Source organism: Mesorhizobium sp. LSJC285A00 (assembly GCF_000503155.1).
In the GTDB taxonomy this organism is placed as follows: Bacteria; Pseudomonadota; Alphaproteobacteria; order Rhizobiales; family Rhizobiaceae; genus Mesorhizobium.
The window spans coordinates 108,039-121,887 of sequence record NZ_AYVK01000002.1; the positions used below are offsets into that span (position 1 = coordinate 108,039).

Below are 13,849 nucleotides of genomic sequence, written 5' to 3' on the forward strand. Positions count from 1 at the left end.
AATTGGCCAACAGCCTGCCATACAAGCACGTCGGCTCAACAGGTGGCTCGAGGAACCCCACGGATGTCCGAACGCATTGCAGTTATCGGCCTGGGTTATGTCGGCCTGCCGGTAGCCATTGCCTTTGGGAAGGTTTTCCCCGGCACCATAGCTTTTGACATCAGCGAGCGTCGGATCGGGGAATTGCGTGGCGGCGTCGATCGTACGGGAGAAGTTGATGCAACGGCGCTCAAGGAGACCTCGATAGGGCTGACCACCGACCGGGAGATGTTGAAAGGCGCTACTTTCTTCATCGTCGCCGTGCCAACCCCTATCGACGCAAATCGCGCTCCCGATCTAGCTTCTTTGAAACTGGCGTCCGAACTCGTCGGCGAGGCGGTGAGCAAAGGCGCCGTCGTCGTTTTTGAGTCGACAGTCTATCCAGGTGTGACCGAAGATTTCTGTGGGCCGATCATCGAGCAGGTTTCCGGCCTGCGACATCCCCGCGACTTTGCCCTCGGCTATTCGCCCGAACGCGCCAACCCCGGCGATCGGGAACACTCGCTGCAAAAGATCGTCAAAGTCGTCTCCGGCGAGAATAACGAGACGCTGGAGCGCGTCGCGAACGTTTATGGCCGTATCATCGATGCCGGCGTCTACCGCGCCCCGTCGATCAAGGTGGCCGAGGCAGCGAAGGTTATCGAGAACACCCAGCGCGATCTGAACATCGCGCTGATGAACGAACTGGCAATGATCTTCGAGCGGCTCGATATCCGGACGCAGGATGTTCTTGATGCTGCGTCGACGAAATGGAACTTCCTTCCCTTCAAACCGGGGTTCGTCGGCGGCCACTGCATCAGCGTCGATCCATATTATTTGACCGCCAAGGCCGAGGCCGAAGGTTACCATCCGCAGATCATCCTCGCCGGACGTCGCATCAATGACGGCATGGGGGCCTTCGTCGCCCAGCAGGTTGTCAAACGGCTGATTGGTTCTGACACGCCCGTCAAAGGGGCTTCTGTCGGCATTCTCGGGCTGACATTCAAGGAGGACGTGCCGGATTTGCGCAACAGCCGCGTTTTCGACATGGTCAAGGAACTAAGGCAGTTCGGAATTGTCCCCAAAGTCCATGATCCCCTTGCCGATGTCGAAACCGCTCGGCGTGATCACGGCGAAACAATCCTGCCGCTCGATGAGATAAACGATTTGCAGGCGCTTGTTCTGGCGGTGCCTCACAGGCAATATCTCACCAACGAAAGAGCGCGTCTTCTTCAAATGATCAGGCCGGGGGGGACACTGTTCGATGTCAAGTCGGCCATCAAGCCCAATGAAGTTCCCGACAACATAAAATACTGGAGCTTGTAAAGCTCGCCTGAAATTAACGCTAGGATATGCAGTGACATCAAGCAGGCCGATACTGATCACCGGCGCAGCCGGGTTCATAGGGTTTCATCTTTGCCTGAGGCTGCTTGCCGAAGGAGGCCAGGTTATCGGCCTCGACTCCATGAACGAGTATTATGACGTCAGCCTGAAGCAGGCTCGTCTCGAGCGGCTGAAAGCGTTTTCGAATTTTTGTTTCGAGCATGCCGATCTCACGGAGCGGGACCGTATTTCGGAGCTCTTCCTTTCGGCCGCGCCGGAGGTTGTCGTCAATCTCGCGGCGCAAGCCGGCGTACGCTATTCGATCAGCAATCCGCACGCCTATGTGGAAAGCAACCTCAGCGGCTTTGTCAACATCCTGGAAGGATGCCGGCAGGCGTCCGTCGGCCATCTGGTCTATGCATCGTCGAGTTCGATTTATGGCGGCAGCACCCGCATGCCGTTTTCCGTGCACGATCCGGCGGACCATCCGCTCAGCCTTTACGCCGCAAGCAAGAAGGCGAACGAGCTGATGGCGCACACATACAGCCATCTGTTTGGACTGCCGACCACCGGGCTGCGTTTTTTCACCGTCTATGGTCCGTGGGGGCGGCCGGACATGGCGCTGTTCATCTTCGCCAAGGCTATCCTCGCCGGCGAGCCGATCGAGGTCTTCAACTATGGCAACATGCAGCGGGATTTCACCTATATCGACGACATTGTCGAAGGTATTATCCGCGTCATGCAGCAACCCGCGACACCCAATCCTGAGTGGAAAAGTGTCGCGCCAGACCCAGCGACCAGCAACGCCCCGTTCAGGATTCACAACATCGGCGGCAATTCGCCCGTTCAACTGAACCGATTGATCGAGGTGCTCGAAGACGCGCTGGGACGCAAGGCAAACCGCAACCTCAGGCCACTTCAGCCAGGCGACGTTCCGGCAACTTTCGCCAATGTCAGCTCGCTCGAGGAGGCGACCGGCTTCAAGCCCAAAATCCCGATCGAAATAGGGGTTCCGCGCTTTGTCGAATGGTACCGGGAGTTCTACCGAGCATGATCGGACGCTTCGCCACCTGGAGGCGGCTGGCTCCTGACCAGCCATGGCTGGCGCATGCCGCTCGGAAAACTCAATAAGCCGCAGCCGAACTGGGTGTTGCCTGAAGGCGGTCAATATCTTTCCGGGGCGGCGCACCGAACAGGCGACGATATTCTCGGCTGAACTGCGAAGGGCTGTCATAGCCCACCGCGAACCCGGCCGTGCCTGCGTTTGCGCCGCCGGCAAGCATAATCCTTCGCGCCTCCTGCAGGCGCAGCTGCTTCTGGTATTCGAGCGGGGTCATGCGCGTAATCGCCTTGAAATGGGCATGAAGGGACGACGCGCTCATGCCTGATGCCGCCGCAATCTCTTCGATGCGCAGTTGTGCCTGGAAATGATTGCGGATCGTGGCGATGGCGCGGCTGACCTGGTTCAGGTGGCTGTCCACCGACGCCATCTGGCGAAGCGTGTCACCGTGCGGTCCGGTGAGGAGCCGGTAAAGGATTTCGCGTTCGATCAGCGGCGCCAGCACGGTGACGCTCTCGGGGCGATCGAGCAGCCTGACAAGCCGACAGGCGGCATCAATCAGGTCGGGGTCACTTGGATAGGCAGCTAACACCGGCAGATCCCTGCTGGGGGATGCACGTCCTTCTTTCACAAGCAGTTCGGCCAGCGCGGTGGAATCAAAATCTATCTTGCAACAGAGGTAGGGCGCCGCCGGGCTCGCCTCCAACACATGCCCGACCAGCGGCAGGTCGACCGAGACGAGCAGGTAGCTCGATGCGTCATAGACCACGCTCTGGTCGGCCAGCGAGACGCGCTTCGATCCTTGGGCGATTATGCAAAGCGACGCCTCGTAGACCGCAGGCACGGGTGCACTGGGCTGGTTGGCGCGAATGAGCGACAGCCGCGGCACCGCAGTGCCGGCCATGCCAGATTTCGGCGCAAAGCGGGTGATCAGCTCGGCGAGTTCATTGATTTTCTCCATGCCGCATAAATCTTCATGGCGCGAAATGTTGCAAGGCATTTCGAGTTCATTTGGAGGATCGTGCAAACTCTTTGGACGATCACGCTACCGGCCTTTGCCGGTTCGCGCCATCTATCTCCCCGTCACCGCAGCGAAAAAGGAACGATCATGACGGGACTTAAAGACAAGGTTGTACTCATCACCGGCGCCTCCAGCGGCATCGGCGAAGCGACGGTTCGGGAACTTGCCGGTGCCGGCGCCAGACTGTTCATCGGGGCCCGCCGCACCGAGCGGCTCAAGGCGCTGGCCGCAGAAATAGGCAAAGGCGTCGCGTGGCGCGAACTCGACGTGACTGACGCGGCGAATTTCGACGCTTTTGCCGATGCCGCTCATGCCGAATTCGGGCAGATCGATGTGCTGGTCAACAATGCCGGCGTCATGCCGCTGTCGCCGCTTGCCGCGCTGAAGCGCGATGAGTGGTCTCGCATGATCAATGTCAACATCGGCGGCGTGCTGAACGGGATCGCCGCGGTGCTGCCGCGCTTCGTCGCCCAGAAGAATGGGCATATCGTCAATGTCGCCTCGGTCGGCGCGCATATCGTGCTGCCCACCGCGGCGGTCTATTGCGGCACGAAATATGCCGTCTGGGCAATCACGGAGGGGCTGCGGCAGGAGCATGACGACATCCGCGCCACGATCATCTCCCCCGGAGTGACCGCAACCGAACTGGGCGACGATATCAGCGATACTCAGGTCGCCACGGCTCTGAAAGAATGGCGGCAGAAGTCGCTCACACCGGACGCCATTGCACGGGCGATCCGTTTTGCGCTTGATCAACCCGATGGCGTCGACGTCAACGAAGTGATCGTGCGGCCAACCGCTGCCAATATGTAGAACTTGCTGCCGGATGCCGGCTTTCGGCGAGCTACGGCGCTCTCCAAGATCCGGCAAACGGCCCACCCCTTAATGCACCACCGCCCTCAGCCTCTGGCGCAACTCCCGCGGGCCACATCGTACCGGCTCTCGAACGCGCGCGAAAAATGCGCACTCGAATTGAACCCGCAGGCAAAGGCGATTTCCGAGATCGTGGGCGACGCGCGGGCGGGCGACAACAATTCTTCCTTGCTGCGCTCCAGCCGCCTGTCCCAGACGAAGCGTTCCGGTCTCGCGGCAAGGCCGGTGCGCCGCTGGGAACTTAACCCGCTAATCATCTCCCCTGCGACGGTAGAGATGTCAGGCTTCGCCGGCCAGGCGCGCTGAAATCAGCCGCGCCGCCTGGATCACCGCTTCGCCCTGGCTGGCTGCCATGCTGTCATCGGCGCGTGACACAGGCGAGGCCACCGCGAGCGCACCGAGAGGACGCCCATCGGAGCCGAGGATTGCCGCGGCTATGCTGTGCACGCCTTCTTCATAGCCTTGGGAGCTCGAGGAATAGCCGCGCTTGGCGGCAAGCCGGATCGCCTTCATCAGCCTTTCGGGCTGCGTCACCGTGTGTGGCGTGAAGGTCGGCAACGGCTTGTCGACATAGGCCTCGGCCGCTTCCCGAGGCGAAGCGGCGAGAAAGGCGATGCCGGAGGCGGTGCCGTGCAAGGGCAGCACCTGGCCGACATCGACATTGACCCGGTTGGCCTTTGCCGAGAGCTCGACATGGACCGTCAGCAGTGCGCCGGCGCTGAATTCCGACAGATGCACCGTCTCGCCGGTTTCCAGCGCCAGCTCGCGAACCACAGGTGCTGCCACGCGCACGAAGGGAAAATGCGCGTCGCGAAAGCGGGCCAGCCGCGACAGGCCGGCGCCGAGCCGGTAGCGGCGGCTTGCCGGCTCTTGTTCGATCAGGCGGTGGTCGGCCAGCGCCATCAGCAGGCGCCGCGCCGTTGCCTTGTCGAGGCCGGTTTTGCGGGCGAGCTCGGACAGGCCGATCTCCGGTTCGCCGAGCGTGAACTGCTCCAACAGCGATATCGCTTTGCCGACTGTGCTCATCGTGCATCCTCAAGATACTTCGCATGGGACGGAAGCCAATCCACCTTGCAGTCCGCTCATAGCACGTAAATTGGTGGTTCAAATAACGAACCGTTTGGAAGCGACAAAAAACACCAGCAAGTTTCGCGGCGACATCAATCTCGATGCGCCGCGCCGTGCGGGGTGATGCTGCGCGGCAACACCTATCAACAGGTGGATCAACTCGGCGGCGCCGTGCCTGGCCGGCGTGTCGGCCCAAACGCCTGATCCTGGCCGGCGCGGAAGCTTCAACTCTGCCCCAGCTGCGCGCGGCGCCAGGCGGCGGGCGCCTGGCCAACCCGCTCCCGGAAGAAGCGTGAGAAATAGGCCGGATCTTCGAAGCCGATTTCGTAGGCGATGTCCTCGACGGTGCGCACGGTGAACAGCAGCAACCGCTTGGCCTCCAGCAACCGTCGCTCGCCCATGAGCCGCTTGACGCCGCTGCCAAGCACCGTATGGGCGGCCTTGTCGAGAAGATGCGGTGTCGTGGCCAGCGCCCCGACGTAGCGGTCGACGGGCCAGTTGTCGCGGAAATGCGCATCGACCAGACGGCGCAAGCCGCGCGCCAATGCAGCATCGGAAGAACCGGTGGCATCCATTACCTCGGGACCAAGGCGCGCGATGTGCGAGAGCGCGACGGCGATCAGCGCCGGCAGGGTCTTGTCACTGCCGGCCTGCGCCTCGGCATATTCGGCGGCGATCATCTCCAGCACCGCCGCCAGCCTTTTCCACGCGACGTGCTGAGGAAGGCTATCGGCAAAGACCGGCCGGTCCAATGGCAGCAGGCTGTGAGCGGCTATTGCCGCAAGCGCATCATCGGCGACCGAAACGACGATGGCGTCGGTGCCGGGCCCGATCGAGAAGCCATGCACGATGGTGCTCGGCACGAAGCTGACGGCCGGTGCCGAAAAGTCCCAGGATTGGTCTTCGATGCGGTAGGTGCCGGATCCGCTGGTCCAGTAGGTGATCTGGCCCATTTGCGGATGCTTGTGCGCGGCAACCTGGCCGAGATGAATGTTGCTGCGCGCAAGCACCGTCTCGACATGCAGGAAGCCGACATCAAGCGGCCGCACCGGCTCGCCATAGACAAAGAAATCAGGAATGGAATTGAGGCTCATGGCGCCGGAAAAAGTCCAATCGGTTTTGCCGTTACGTCCTAACCGATCCTTGCCAGGAGCGCTAGAGTTGATGCCATAAGTGGAGGAACATCATGCGATCGGAAGACTTTCGTGCCGACAATGGGCGCCCGTTCACCGGGGCCGAGTATCTGGAGAGCTTGCGCGACGGCCGCGAGGTCTACATCAACGGCGAGCGCATCGCCGATGTCACCACCCATCCGGCGATGCGCAATTCGGCGCGGTCGCTGGCGCGCCTCTATGATGCGCTGCACGATCCCAAGCGGCAGGGCGCGCTGACCTCGCCTACCGATACCGGTTCGGGCGGCTACACCCACAAATATTTCCGCGTCGCCAAATCCTCCGGCGAACTCGCGGCCCAGCAGACCGCGATCGCCGAGTGGTCACGCATGTCCTATGGCTGGATGGGCCGCACGCCCGATTACAAGGCGGCACTGATGAACACGCTCGGCGCCAATGCCGACTGGTACGGCCCGTTCAAGGACAATGCGCTCGCCTGGCACAAGCGTGCGCAGGAAGCCGTGCTGTTCATGAACCACGCCATCGTCAACCCGCCGATCGACCGCCACAAGCCGGCCGAACAGGTGAAGGATGTCTTCGTCCACATCACCAAGGAGACCGACGCCGGCATCTATGTCTCCGGCGCCAAGGTGGTGGCGACGTCCTCGGCGCTGACCCACTACAATTTCCTGGCGCAGAGTTCGGCGACGGTCACCGAAGATCCGTCGCTGTCGGTCATGTTCATCGTGCCGATGAATGCGCCGGGGGTAAAGATGTTCTGCCGCGTCTCCTATGAGCAGACGGCCAACACGGCGGCGGCTCCGTTCGACTATCCGTTGTCGTCGCGCTTCGACGAGAACGATGCCATCCTGGTGCTCGACAATGTCTTCATCCCCTGGGAGGACGTGCTGGTGCTGCGCGAGGCGCAGAAAATCCTGTCCTTCCATCCGGCTTCGGGCTTCATGCATGGCTATTGCTTCCAGGGCTGCACACGCTTTGCCGTCAAGCTCGACTTCCTCGCCGGCCTGCTGGCAAAGGCGCTGCGCGCCACCGGCGGCGATGCCTTCCGCGGCAACCAGGCGGCGCTGGGCGAGGTCATCGCGCTCAGGCACATGTTCTGGAGCTTTTCCAACGCCATGGCCTACAATCCGATCCCCTGGGCGAATGGCGCTGTCCTGCCCAACCTGGAAGCAGCCCTTGCCTACCGGACTTTCATGTCGGAAGCCTATCCGCGCGTCATCGACACGGTGCGCCGGGTGATCGCCTCCGGCTTGATCTACCTGCCGTCATCGGTGCGCGACTTCAACAATCCCGAGATCGACAAATACCTCGCGCAGTATGTGCGCGGTTCCAACGACATGGGCCATGTCGAGCGCATCAAGATCATGAAACTGTTGTGGGACGCGACCGGCACCGAGTTCGGCGGCCGCCACGCGCTCTACGAACTCAACTATGCCGGTGCGCCGGAAGAGGTGCGGCTGCAGGTGCTGAAGGGCGCCGAACGCGGCGGCCGGCTGAAGGCCATGGAAGAACTGGTCGATACCTGCATGGCCGACTATGACGAGAATGGCTGGACGGGAGATACCTGGCTCAATCCGCTCGCTTCATCGGCGGGGTGATGTCAGATGGCCACGCAGATTTCGAAGGCCGATTTCCGCGACGCCATGGCAAGGGTCTGCGCGCCGGTCAACATCGTCACGACAGATGGCCCGGCCGGGCGCGGCGGCTTCACCGCCACCGCCATGTGCAGTGTGTCGGACGAACCTCCGACACTGCTGGTGTGCATGAACGGCCGCTCGACGCAGGCGGCCATGTTTCTCGCCAACCGGCGCTTCTGCGTCAACGTGCTGACGCATGACCATATGCACCTGGCCGGCAAGTTCGCCGGCGCGACCAGGGACATGGAGGCACGCTATTCGGCGGCGCGCTGGCAAACGCTGACCTCGGGGACGCCAGCGCTGTCCGATGCGATCGTCAATTTCGATTGCGAGATCGAGGATGTGCACATCGTCGGCACGCATAATGTCATGATCGGCCGCGTTATCGACGTCAGGCACGGCAGCGGCGGCTCGGCCTTGCTCTATGTCGACCGCAATTACACGCAGCCGACGCGGCTTGGCAGCTTTGGCGGCTGAGCCGCAGCAATCAGCTCTCGCCGGCGATCAGGCTCTCCAGCAGATCGAGCAATTGCTCGAGCCTCTCATGTCCGAAGCGCTGTTCGATGTCGCGGTAGATGACGAGGCGTTCCGGCGACAAGGCATCGATCAGGGCGGAACCCGCCGGGGCGATCGTCAGCACGACACGGCGGCCATCGCCTTCCGCCTTGTTGCGGGTGATGAATTTTCGGCCCTCGAGCGTCTTGATGATGCGTGTCAGGCTGGGCGGCAGCACCGAAGCGCGATCGGCAAGTTCCGTCGCCTCGACAGCGCCGGCCTCGCTCAGAACGCGCAGCACGCGCCATTGCTGTTCGGTCACATCATGCGCCGCCAGCATTGGACGAAACCGCGCCATCACCACTTCGCGGGCATGGAGCAGCGCCATCGGCAGAGAACGACGGGTGTTTTCAGGCAGCAAGAAGCAGCGTCCCCAATGATGCGGGCGGTCGGCGGGACCGCACGCCAAAACCTGACCTTTCCATCCCGTATCGTCGCCTCAACTTGGATGCAAGGCTTGACTTCAGTGATGCTGCATGTAATTAACGCGTTAACTACAGCAGCGCAACAATCCGGGAGGCGAGACGCGGTGCCTCACTTTTCCATCGAGTATTCGGCCAACCTCGATGCCAAGGTCGACATGAGCGAATTGTGCGCGCTGGTGTTGCGCACCGTGCTCGGCACCGGGCTGTTTGAAACCGGCGCGGTGCGGGTGCGGGCCTTCCGTGCGGAAGCCTATGCCATCGCCGACAGCCTGCCGGAAAACGCTTTCCTCGACATGTCGTTTCGCATTGGAACCGGGCGCAGCGCCGAGGACAAGAAACGAACCGGGGAGGCGGTCTTCGCCGCGGTGAGCGAATACCTTGGCCCCCTGTTCGATACCCCGCATTTCGCTCTTTCCCTGGAGATCAGGGAGATCGACCCGGTACTGAGCTGGAAGAAAAACGCAATCCATCCGCGACTGCGCGGCAAGTGACGGAAGCTGATATGTCCGACCTCGAAGGCAATCTGAAAAAGGCCGAGGCCTATCTGGCCCGTTTCAAGCGCGACGGCGTGCTGAACCAGATCGGCGGCGAAGCGGTGCCGGCGGTGGATGGCTCGACCTTCGAGAGCATGTCTCCGGTCGATCTCAAGCCGCTGGCCAAGGTCGCGCGTGGCAGTGCCGCCGATATCGACCGCGCCGCCAAGGCGGCAAAGGCGGCGTTCCCGGCCTGGGCCGCCATGCCGGGCGACGGGCGCAAGAAGCTGCTGCACAAGATAGCCGATGCGATCGAAGCGCGCGCCGAGGAGATCGCCTTCGTCGAGTGCATGGACACCGGCCAGGCGCTGAAATTCATGGCCAAGGCCGCGCTGCGCGGCGCCGAGAATTTCCGCTTCTTCGCCGACCGCGCGCCGGAAGCGCGCGACGGCGAGACGCTGCGCACGACAGGCCAGGTCAACATCACCACGCGCGTGCCGATCGGCCCGGTCGGCATCATCACGCCGTGGAACACGCCGTTCATGCTGTCGACATGGAAGATCGCGCCGGCGCTGGCGGCAGGCTGCACCGTCGTCCACAAGCCGGCCGAATTTTCGCCGCTGACCGCTCGCCTGCTGGTCGAGATCGCCGAGGAGGCCGGCCTGCCGAAAGGCGTGTGGAACCTGGTCAACGGCCTCGGCGAGCACGCCGGCAAGGCGCTGACCGAGCACCCTGACATCAAGGCGATCGGTTTTGTCGGTGAGAGCCGCACCGGCTCGATGATCATGAAACAGGGCGCCGATACGCTGAAGCGCGTGCATTTCGAACTGGGCGGGAAGAACCCGGTGATCGTCTTCGCCGACGCCGATCTCGAACGTGCGGCGGATGCGGCCGTGTTCATGATCTACTCGCTCAACGGCGAACGCTGCACCTCATCGTCGCGGCTGCTGGTCGAAGCCTCGGTCTACGACACATTCACGGATCTGGTCGCGGAGAAGGCAAAGCGCATCAAGGTTGGCCATCCGCTCGATCCCAAAACGGTGGTCGGTCCGCTGATCCATCCGGTGCACGAGGAAAAGGTGCTGTCCTATATCGAGATCGGCAAATCGGAAGGCGCGGTGGTAGCCGCCGGCGGCGGCAAGTTCGCCGGTCCGGGCGGTGGCTGCTATGTCAGCCCGACGCTGTTTACCGGCGCCACCAACAGGATGCGCATTGCCCAGGAAGAGATTTTCGGGCCGGTGCTGACTGCCATTTCCTTCAAGGACGAGGCCGAAGCGCTGGCGCTGGCCAACGACACCCAATACGGCCTGACCGGCTATCTCTGGACGTCGGATGTTACCCGCGCCTTCCGCTTCACCGATGCGCTGGACGCCGGCATGATCTGGGTCAATTCGGAGAATGTGCGGCATTTGCCGACGCCGTTTGGCGGCGTCAAGAATTCCGGCATCGGCCGCGACGGCGGCGACCATTCCTTCGATTTCTACATGGAGACGAAGAACATCGCCTTCGCCACTTCAGCGCACGCGATCCAGAAACTCGGCGGCTGACCGGAGGACATCGGATGCCACTGCCCAAACCAAACCTCTATCCCGCCTTCAACATCGTGCGCCTCAGCCATGTCGAACTGGCGGTCACCGACCTTGCGAAATCCCGCGCCTTCTATGTCGACACGCTCGGCCTGCAGGTTACCGACGAGACATCGGAAGCCATCTATCTAAGGGCGTTGGAAGAGCGCGGACACCACTGCATCGTGCTGAAGAAGGCCGGCAGCGCCGAAGCCCGCGATCTCGGCTTCAAGGTTTTTTCGGATGAGGATCTCGACAAGGCCGAGCATTTCTTCAAGGCAAAAGGCCTGCCGGTCGAGTGGGTCGAGCGACCGTACCAGTCGCGCACCTTCCGCACCCGCGACCCGCACGGCATTCCGCTCGAGTTCTTTGCCCAAATGGAAAGGCTGCCGCCGATTCATCAGAAATATGCGCTTTACAAGGGCGTGAAGCCGCTGCGCATCGACCACTTCAACTGCTTCTCGCCCAATGTCGACGAGTCCGTCGCCTTCTACAACGAGCTTGGCTTCCGCGTCACCGAATACACCGAGGATGCCAGTAGCGGAAAGCTGTGGGCGGCCTGGACGCACCGCAAGGGCGGCGTCCACGACATCGCCTTCACCAACGGTGTGGGTCCGCGCCTGCATCACGTCGCCTTCTGGGTGCCGACACCGCTCAACATCATCGACCTGCTCGATCTGATGGCGACGACGGGTTACCTCGCAAATATCGAGCGCGGCCCCGGCCGGCATGGCATTTCCAACGCCTTCTTCCTCTATGTCAGAGACCCGGACAATCACCGCATCGAGATCTACTGCTCGGACTACCAGACGGTCGATCCGGATCTGGAGCCGATCAAGTGGGACCTCAAGGACCCGCAGCGCCAGACGCTGTGGGGCGCGCCGGCGCCGAAAAGCTGGTTCGAGGAGGGCAGCACCTTTGCCGGCGCGGCCGCACGCCAACCGGATTTGACGGCGTCGCCGATCATCGCACCGTGACCACAGACGCGAACCTGACGGAGACCGGGATGACTGCACCTGGGCGGCTCGCCACCTTCACCGTTGGCGGCAAGACGCGCTATGGCGTGGTCACAGATAAGGGCGTCGTCGACCTGTCGGCGCGGCACAGCCAGTGGCCGACGCTGCGCGAAGTGATCGAGGCCGGCGTGCTACGGCGGCTGGCGGAAGAGGCCGAAGCCTACGCCGTCGATTTTCCAGTCGGCGCCATCGCTTATGAAATCCCTCTGCCGTCGCCGGAAAAGATCATCTGCGTCGGCGTCAACTACCCGGACCGCAACGAAGAGTACAAGGACGGCCAGGCCGCGCCTTCCAACCCGTCGCTGTTCATCCGCTTCCCCCGCTCCTTCGTCGGCCACGACGCGCCGCTGGTGCGGCCGCCGGAATCGCCGCAGCTGGACTATGAGGGCGAGATCGTCATCGTCATCGGCAAGGGTGGACGACGCATCGCCGAGAGGGATGCGCTTGACCATATCGCGGCACTATCCCTGTGCAACGAAGGCACCATTCGCGATTGGGTACGGCACGCCAAGTTCAACGTCACGCAGGGCAAGAATTTCGACCGCACCGGCTCGCTCGGTCCGTGGCTGGTGCCGTTCACCGACGAGGCGCAGATTGCCGACATCGCGCTGACCACCCGCGTCAATGGCGAATTGCGCCAGCAGGACCGCACCAGCCGGATGATCTTCTCGTTCCGCAAGATCATCGCCTATGTCTCCACCTTCACCACGCTGGTGCCAGGCGATATCATCGTCACCGGTACGCCGACCGGCGCCGGCGCCCGCTTCGACCCGCCGATCTGGCTGAAGCCGGGCGACGTGATCGAAGTCGAAGCCGACGGCATCGGCGTGCTCCGCAACGGGGTCGTCGACGAGGCAGCATCGTGACCCCCGAGCAAGTTGAAGATGCCGCGGCAAGGCTGTTCGAAGCCGAGCGTTCGCGCCGCCAGATCCGTCTGCTCAGCCTCGATTTTCCCGACGCGACGATGGAGGATGCCTATCGCGTCCAGGCAGCGCTGGTGAAACGCAAGACCGATGCCGGGCTGACCCCGAAGGGCTGGAAGATCGGCCTGACATCGAAGGCGATGCAATATGCGCTCGCCATCGACACGCCGGATTCGGGCGTGCTGTTCGACGACATGTTCTTCAACGACGGCGCGACGATACCCGTCGGCCGCTTCATCCAGCCGCGCGTCGAGGCCGAGATAGCCTTCGTCATGAAGGCGCCGCTGAGGGGCCCAGGCGTGACCATCTTCGACGTGCTCAACGCCACCGATTATATCACGCCGGCGCTCGAAATCCTCGACACGCGCATCGAACGCGTCAATGCCGAGACAAAGAAGGCGCGCACTTTCTTCGATACGATTTCCGACAACGCCGCCAATGCCGGCATTGTCATCGGCGGCCGGCCGCAACGACCCGATGAAGCCGATATGCGCTGGATCGGCGCCATCGTCTCGCGCAATGCGGAGGTCGAGGAGACCGGGCTTGGCGCCGGCGTGCTCAACCATCCGGCGATGGGCATTGCCTGGCTGGCGGACAGGCTCGCCCGCTACGGCATGTCCATCGCGGCCGGCGAGGTGGTGCTGTCCGGATCGTTTGTGCGCCCGGTCGAGGCGCGGCCCGGCGATACCATCGTCGCCGACTTCGGCAGCTCGGGAACGGTCAGCATCCATTTCGCCAAGAGCTGACGGCTCTCATCGG

The 13,849-nt window shown here is 62.5% G+C and carries 16 protein-coding genes; 11 read left to right on the top strand and 5 right to left on the bottom strand.

Translation table 11 applies throughout. From position 1 onward, the window contains the following. Positions 1–63 precede the first annotated feature (63 nt). Both X726_RS164680 and X726_RS164675 read left to right on the top strand, forming a co-directional pair. The gene (locus X726_RS164680; RefSeq protein ID WP_023667817.1) at positions 64–1,344 is read left to right on the top strand and encodes a nucleotide sugar dehydrogenase; all 1,281 of its coding nucleotides are present in this window, start codon (positions 64–66) and stop codon (positions 1,342–1,344) included. 31 nt (positions 1,345–1,375) lie between these two features. Beyond that, the gene (locus tag X726_RS164675) at positions 1,376–2,395 is read left to right on the top strand and encodes an NAD-dependent epimerase (RefSeq protein WP_023667818.1); all 1,020 of its coding nucleotides are present in this window, start codon (positions 1,376–1,378) and stop codon (positions 2,393–2,395) included. Between the two features lie 70 nt (positions 2,396–2,465). Here X726_RS164675 and X726_RS164670 read toward each other — a convergent pair whose 3' ends face one another. Further along, complete coding sequence (locus X726_RS164670; protein ID WP_023667819.1) at positions 2,466–3,362, bottom strand: AraC family transcriptional regulator; 897 nt, start codon at positions 3,360–3,362, stop codon at positions 2,466–2,468. A gap of 147 nt (positions 3,363–3,509) precedes the next feature. Between X726_RS164670 and X726_RS164665 the strand changes: the two genes are divergently transcribed. Beyond that, positions 3,510–4,235 carry an SDR family oxidoreductase gene (locus tag X726_RS164665; protein WP_031214535.1) on the top strand — a complete coding sequence of 242 codons (726 nt, stop codon included), beginning with the start codon at positions 3,510–3,512 and terminating at the stop codon, positions 4,233–4,235. Between the two features lie 86 nt (positions 4,236–4,321). Here X726_RS164665 and X726_RS1000000171455 read toward each other — a convergent pair whose 3' ends face one another. After that, positions 4,322–4,456 (bottom strand): AraC family transcriptional regulator, encoded by a 135-nt coding sequence (locus tag X726_RS1000000171455; protein WP_245261089.1) that lies wholly within the window; start codon positions 4,454–4,456, stop codon positions 4,322–4,324. On the opposite strand from X726_RS1000000171455, the gene X726_RS1000000171460 reads away from it, so the two are divergent. Continuing rightward, entirely contained in the window at positions 4,395–4,601 is a 207-nt protein-coding gene (locus X726_RS1000000171460) for a hypothetical protein (protein WP_023667821.1), read from the top strand. The genes X726_RS1000000171455 and X726_RS1000000171460 overlap by 62 nt on opposite strands. Here the strand turns inward: X726_RS1000000171460 and X726_RS164655 are convergent. Both X726_RS164655 and X726_RS164650 read right to left on the bottom strand, forming a co-directional pair. Next, positions 4,575–5,321 (bottom strand): IclR family transcriptional regulator, encoded by a 747-nt coding sequence (locus X726_RS164655; RefSeq protein ID WP_023667822.1) that lies wholly within the window; start codon positions 5,319–5,321, stop codon positions 4,575–4,577. The genes X726_RS1000000171460 and X726_RS164655 overlap by 27 nt on opposite strands. A gap of 266 nt (positions 5,322–5,587) precedes the next feature. Next, positions 5,588–6,457 (bottom strand): helix-turn-helix domain-containing protein, encoded by an 870-nt coding sequence (locus X726_RS164650; protein ID WP_023667823.1) that lies wholly within the window; start codon positions 6,455–6,457, stop codon positions 5,588–5,590. Between the two features lie 92 nt (positions 6,458–6,549). Between X726_RS164650 and X726_RS164645 the strand changes: the two genes are divergently transcribed. Continuing rightward, a complete protein-coding gene (locus tag X726_RS164645) occupies positions 6,550–8,094 on the top strand; it encodes a 4-hydroxyphenylacetate 3-hydroxylase N-terminal domain-containing protein (protein WP_023667824.1) in 1,545 nt (514 codons plus the stop codon). 6 nt (positions 8,095–8,100) lie between these two features. Then, positions 8,101–8,610, top strand: a complete 510-nt coding sequence (locus X726_RS164640; protein WP_023667825.1) for a flavin reductase — start codon at positions 8,101–8,103, stop codon at positions 8,608–8,610. A 10-nt stretch (positions 8,611–8,620) separates the two neighbouring features. Here X726_RS164640 and hpaR read toward each other — a convergent pair whose 3' ends face one another. Then, positions 8,621–9,016 carry a homoprotocatechuate degradation operon regulator HpaR gene (gene hpaR, locus X726_RS164635; protein WP_023667826.1) on the bottom strand — a complete coding sequence of 132 codons (396 nt, stop codon included), beginning with the start codon at positions 9,014–9,016 and terminating at the stop codon, positions 8,621–8,623. Positions 9,017–9,217: 201 nt separating this feature from the next. Here hpaR and X726_RS164630 point away from each other — a divergent pair, with 201 nt between their 5' ends. The 5 genes from X726_RS164630 to hpaH are packed head-to-tail and all read left to right on the top strand — an operon-like array spanning position 9,218 to position 13,836. Further along, positions 9,218–9,604 carry a 5-carboxymethyl-2-hydroxymuconate Delta-isomerase gene (locus X726_RS164630; protein ID WP_023667827.1) on the top strand — a complete coding sequence of 129 codons (387 nt, stop codon included), beginning with the start codon at positions 9,218–9,220 and terminating at the stop codon, positions 9,602–9,604. Positions 9,605–9,615: 11 nt separating this feature from the next. Further along, positions 9,616–11,133: a 5-carboxymethyl-2-hydroxymuconate semialdehyde dehydrogenase gene (gene hpaE / locus X726_RS164625; protein WP_023667828.1), complete on the top strand. Its 1,518-nt coding sequence runs from the start codon at positions 9,616–9,618 to the stop codon at positions 11,131–11,133. A 14-nt stretch (positions 11,134–11,147) separates the two neighbouring features. Further along, entirely contained in the window at positions 11,148–12,128 is a 981-nt protein-coding gene (gene hpaD / locus X726_RS164620; RefSeq protein WP_023667829.1) for a 3,4-dihydroxyphenylacetate 2,3-dioxygenase, read from the top strand. A gap of 29 nt (positions 12,129–12,157) precedes the next feature. Then, on the top strand, positions 12,158–13,033 hold the full coding sequence (locus X726_RS164615; RefSeq protein ID WP_023704726.1) for a fumarylacetoacetate hydrolase family protein: 876 nt from the start codon (positions 12,158–12,160) through the stop codon (positions 13,031–13,033). Then, positions 13,027–13,836 (top strand): 2-oxo-hept-4-ene-1,7-dioate hydratase, encoded by an 810-nt coding sequence (gene hpaH, locus X726_RS164610; RefSeq protein ID WP_023710038.1) that lies wholly within the window; start codon positions 13,027–13,029, stop codon positions 13,834–13,836. Before X726_RS164615 ends, hpaH begins: the two co-directional genes overlap by 7 nt. Positions 13,837–13,849 lie beyond the last annotated feature (13 nt).

Bases quoted from the DNA above. Each gene is read 5' to 3' on its own strand.
- X726_RS164680 (WP_023667817.1), top strand. From the start codon at position 64: ATGTCCGAACGCATTGCAGTTATCGGCCTGGGTTATGTCGGCCTGCCG.
- X726_RS164670 (WP_023667819.1), bottom strand. From the start codon at position 3,362: ATGGAGAAAATCAATGAACTCGCCGAGCTGATCACCCGCTTTGCGCCG.
- X726_RS164665 (WP_031214535.1), top strand. From the start codon at position 3,510: ATGACGGGACTTAAAGACAAGGTTGTACTCATCACCGGCGCCTCCAGC.
- X726_RS164655 (WP_023667822.1), bottom strand. From the start codon at position 5,321: ATGAGCACAGTCGGCAAAGCGATATCGCTGTTGGAGCAGTTCACGCTC.
- X726_RS164650 (WP_023667823.1), bottom strand. From the start codon at position 6,457: ATGAGCCTCAATTCCATTCCTGATTTCTTTGTCTATGGCGAGCCGGTG.
- X726_RS164645 (WP_023667824.1), top strand. From the start codon at position 6,550: ATGCGATCGGAAGACTTTCGTGCCGACAATGGGCGCCCGTTCACCGGG.
- X726_RS164640 (WP_023667825.1), top strand. From the start codon at position 8,101: ATGGCCACGCAGATTTCGAAGGCCGATTTCCGCGACGCCATGGCAAGG.
- hpaR (WP_023667826.1), bottom strand. From the start codon at position 9,016: ATGGCGCTGCTCCATGCCCGCGAAGTGGTGATGGCGCGGTTTCGTCCA.
- hpaE (WP_023667828.1), top strand. From the start codon at position 9,616: ATGTCCGACCTCGAAGGCAATCTGAAAAAGGCCGAGGCCTATCTGGCC.
- hpaD (WP_023667829.1), top strand. From the start codon at position 11,148: ATGCCACTGCCCAAACCAAACCTCTATCCCGCCTTCAACATCGTGCGC.
- X726_RS164615 (WP_023704726.1), top strand. From the start codon at position 12,158: ATGACTGCACCTGGGCGGCTCGCCACCTTCACCGTTGGCGGCAAGACG.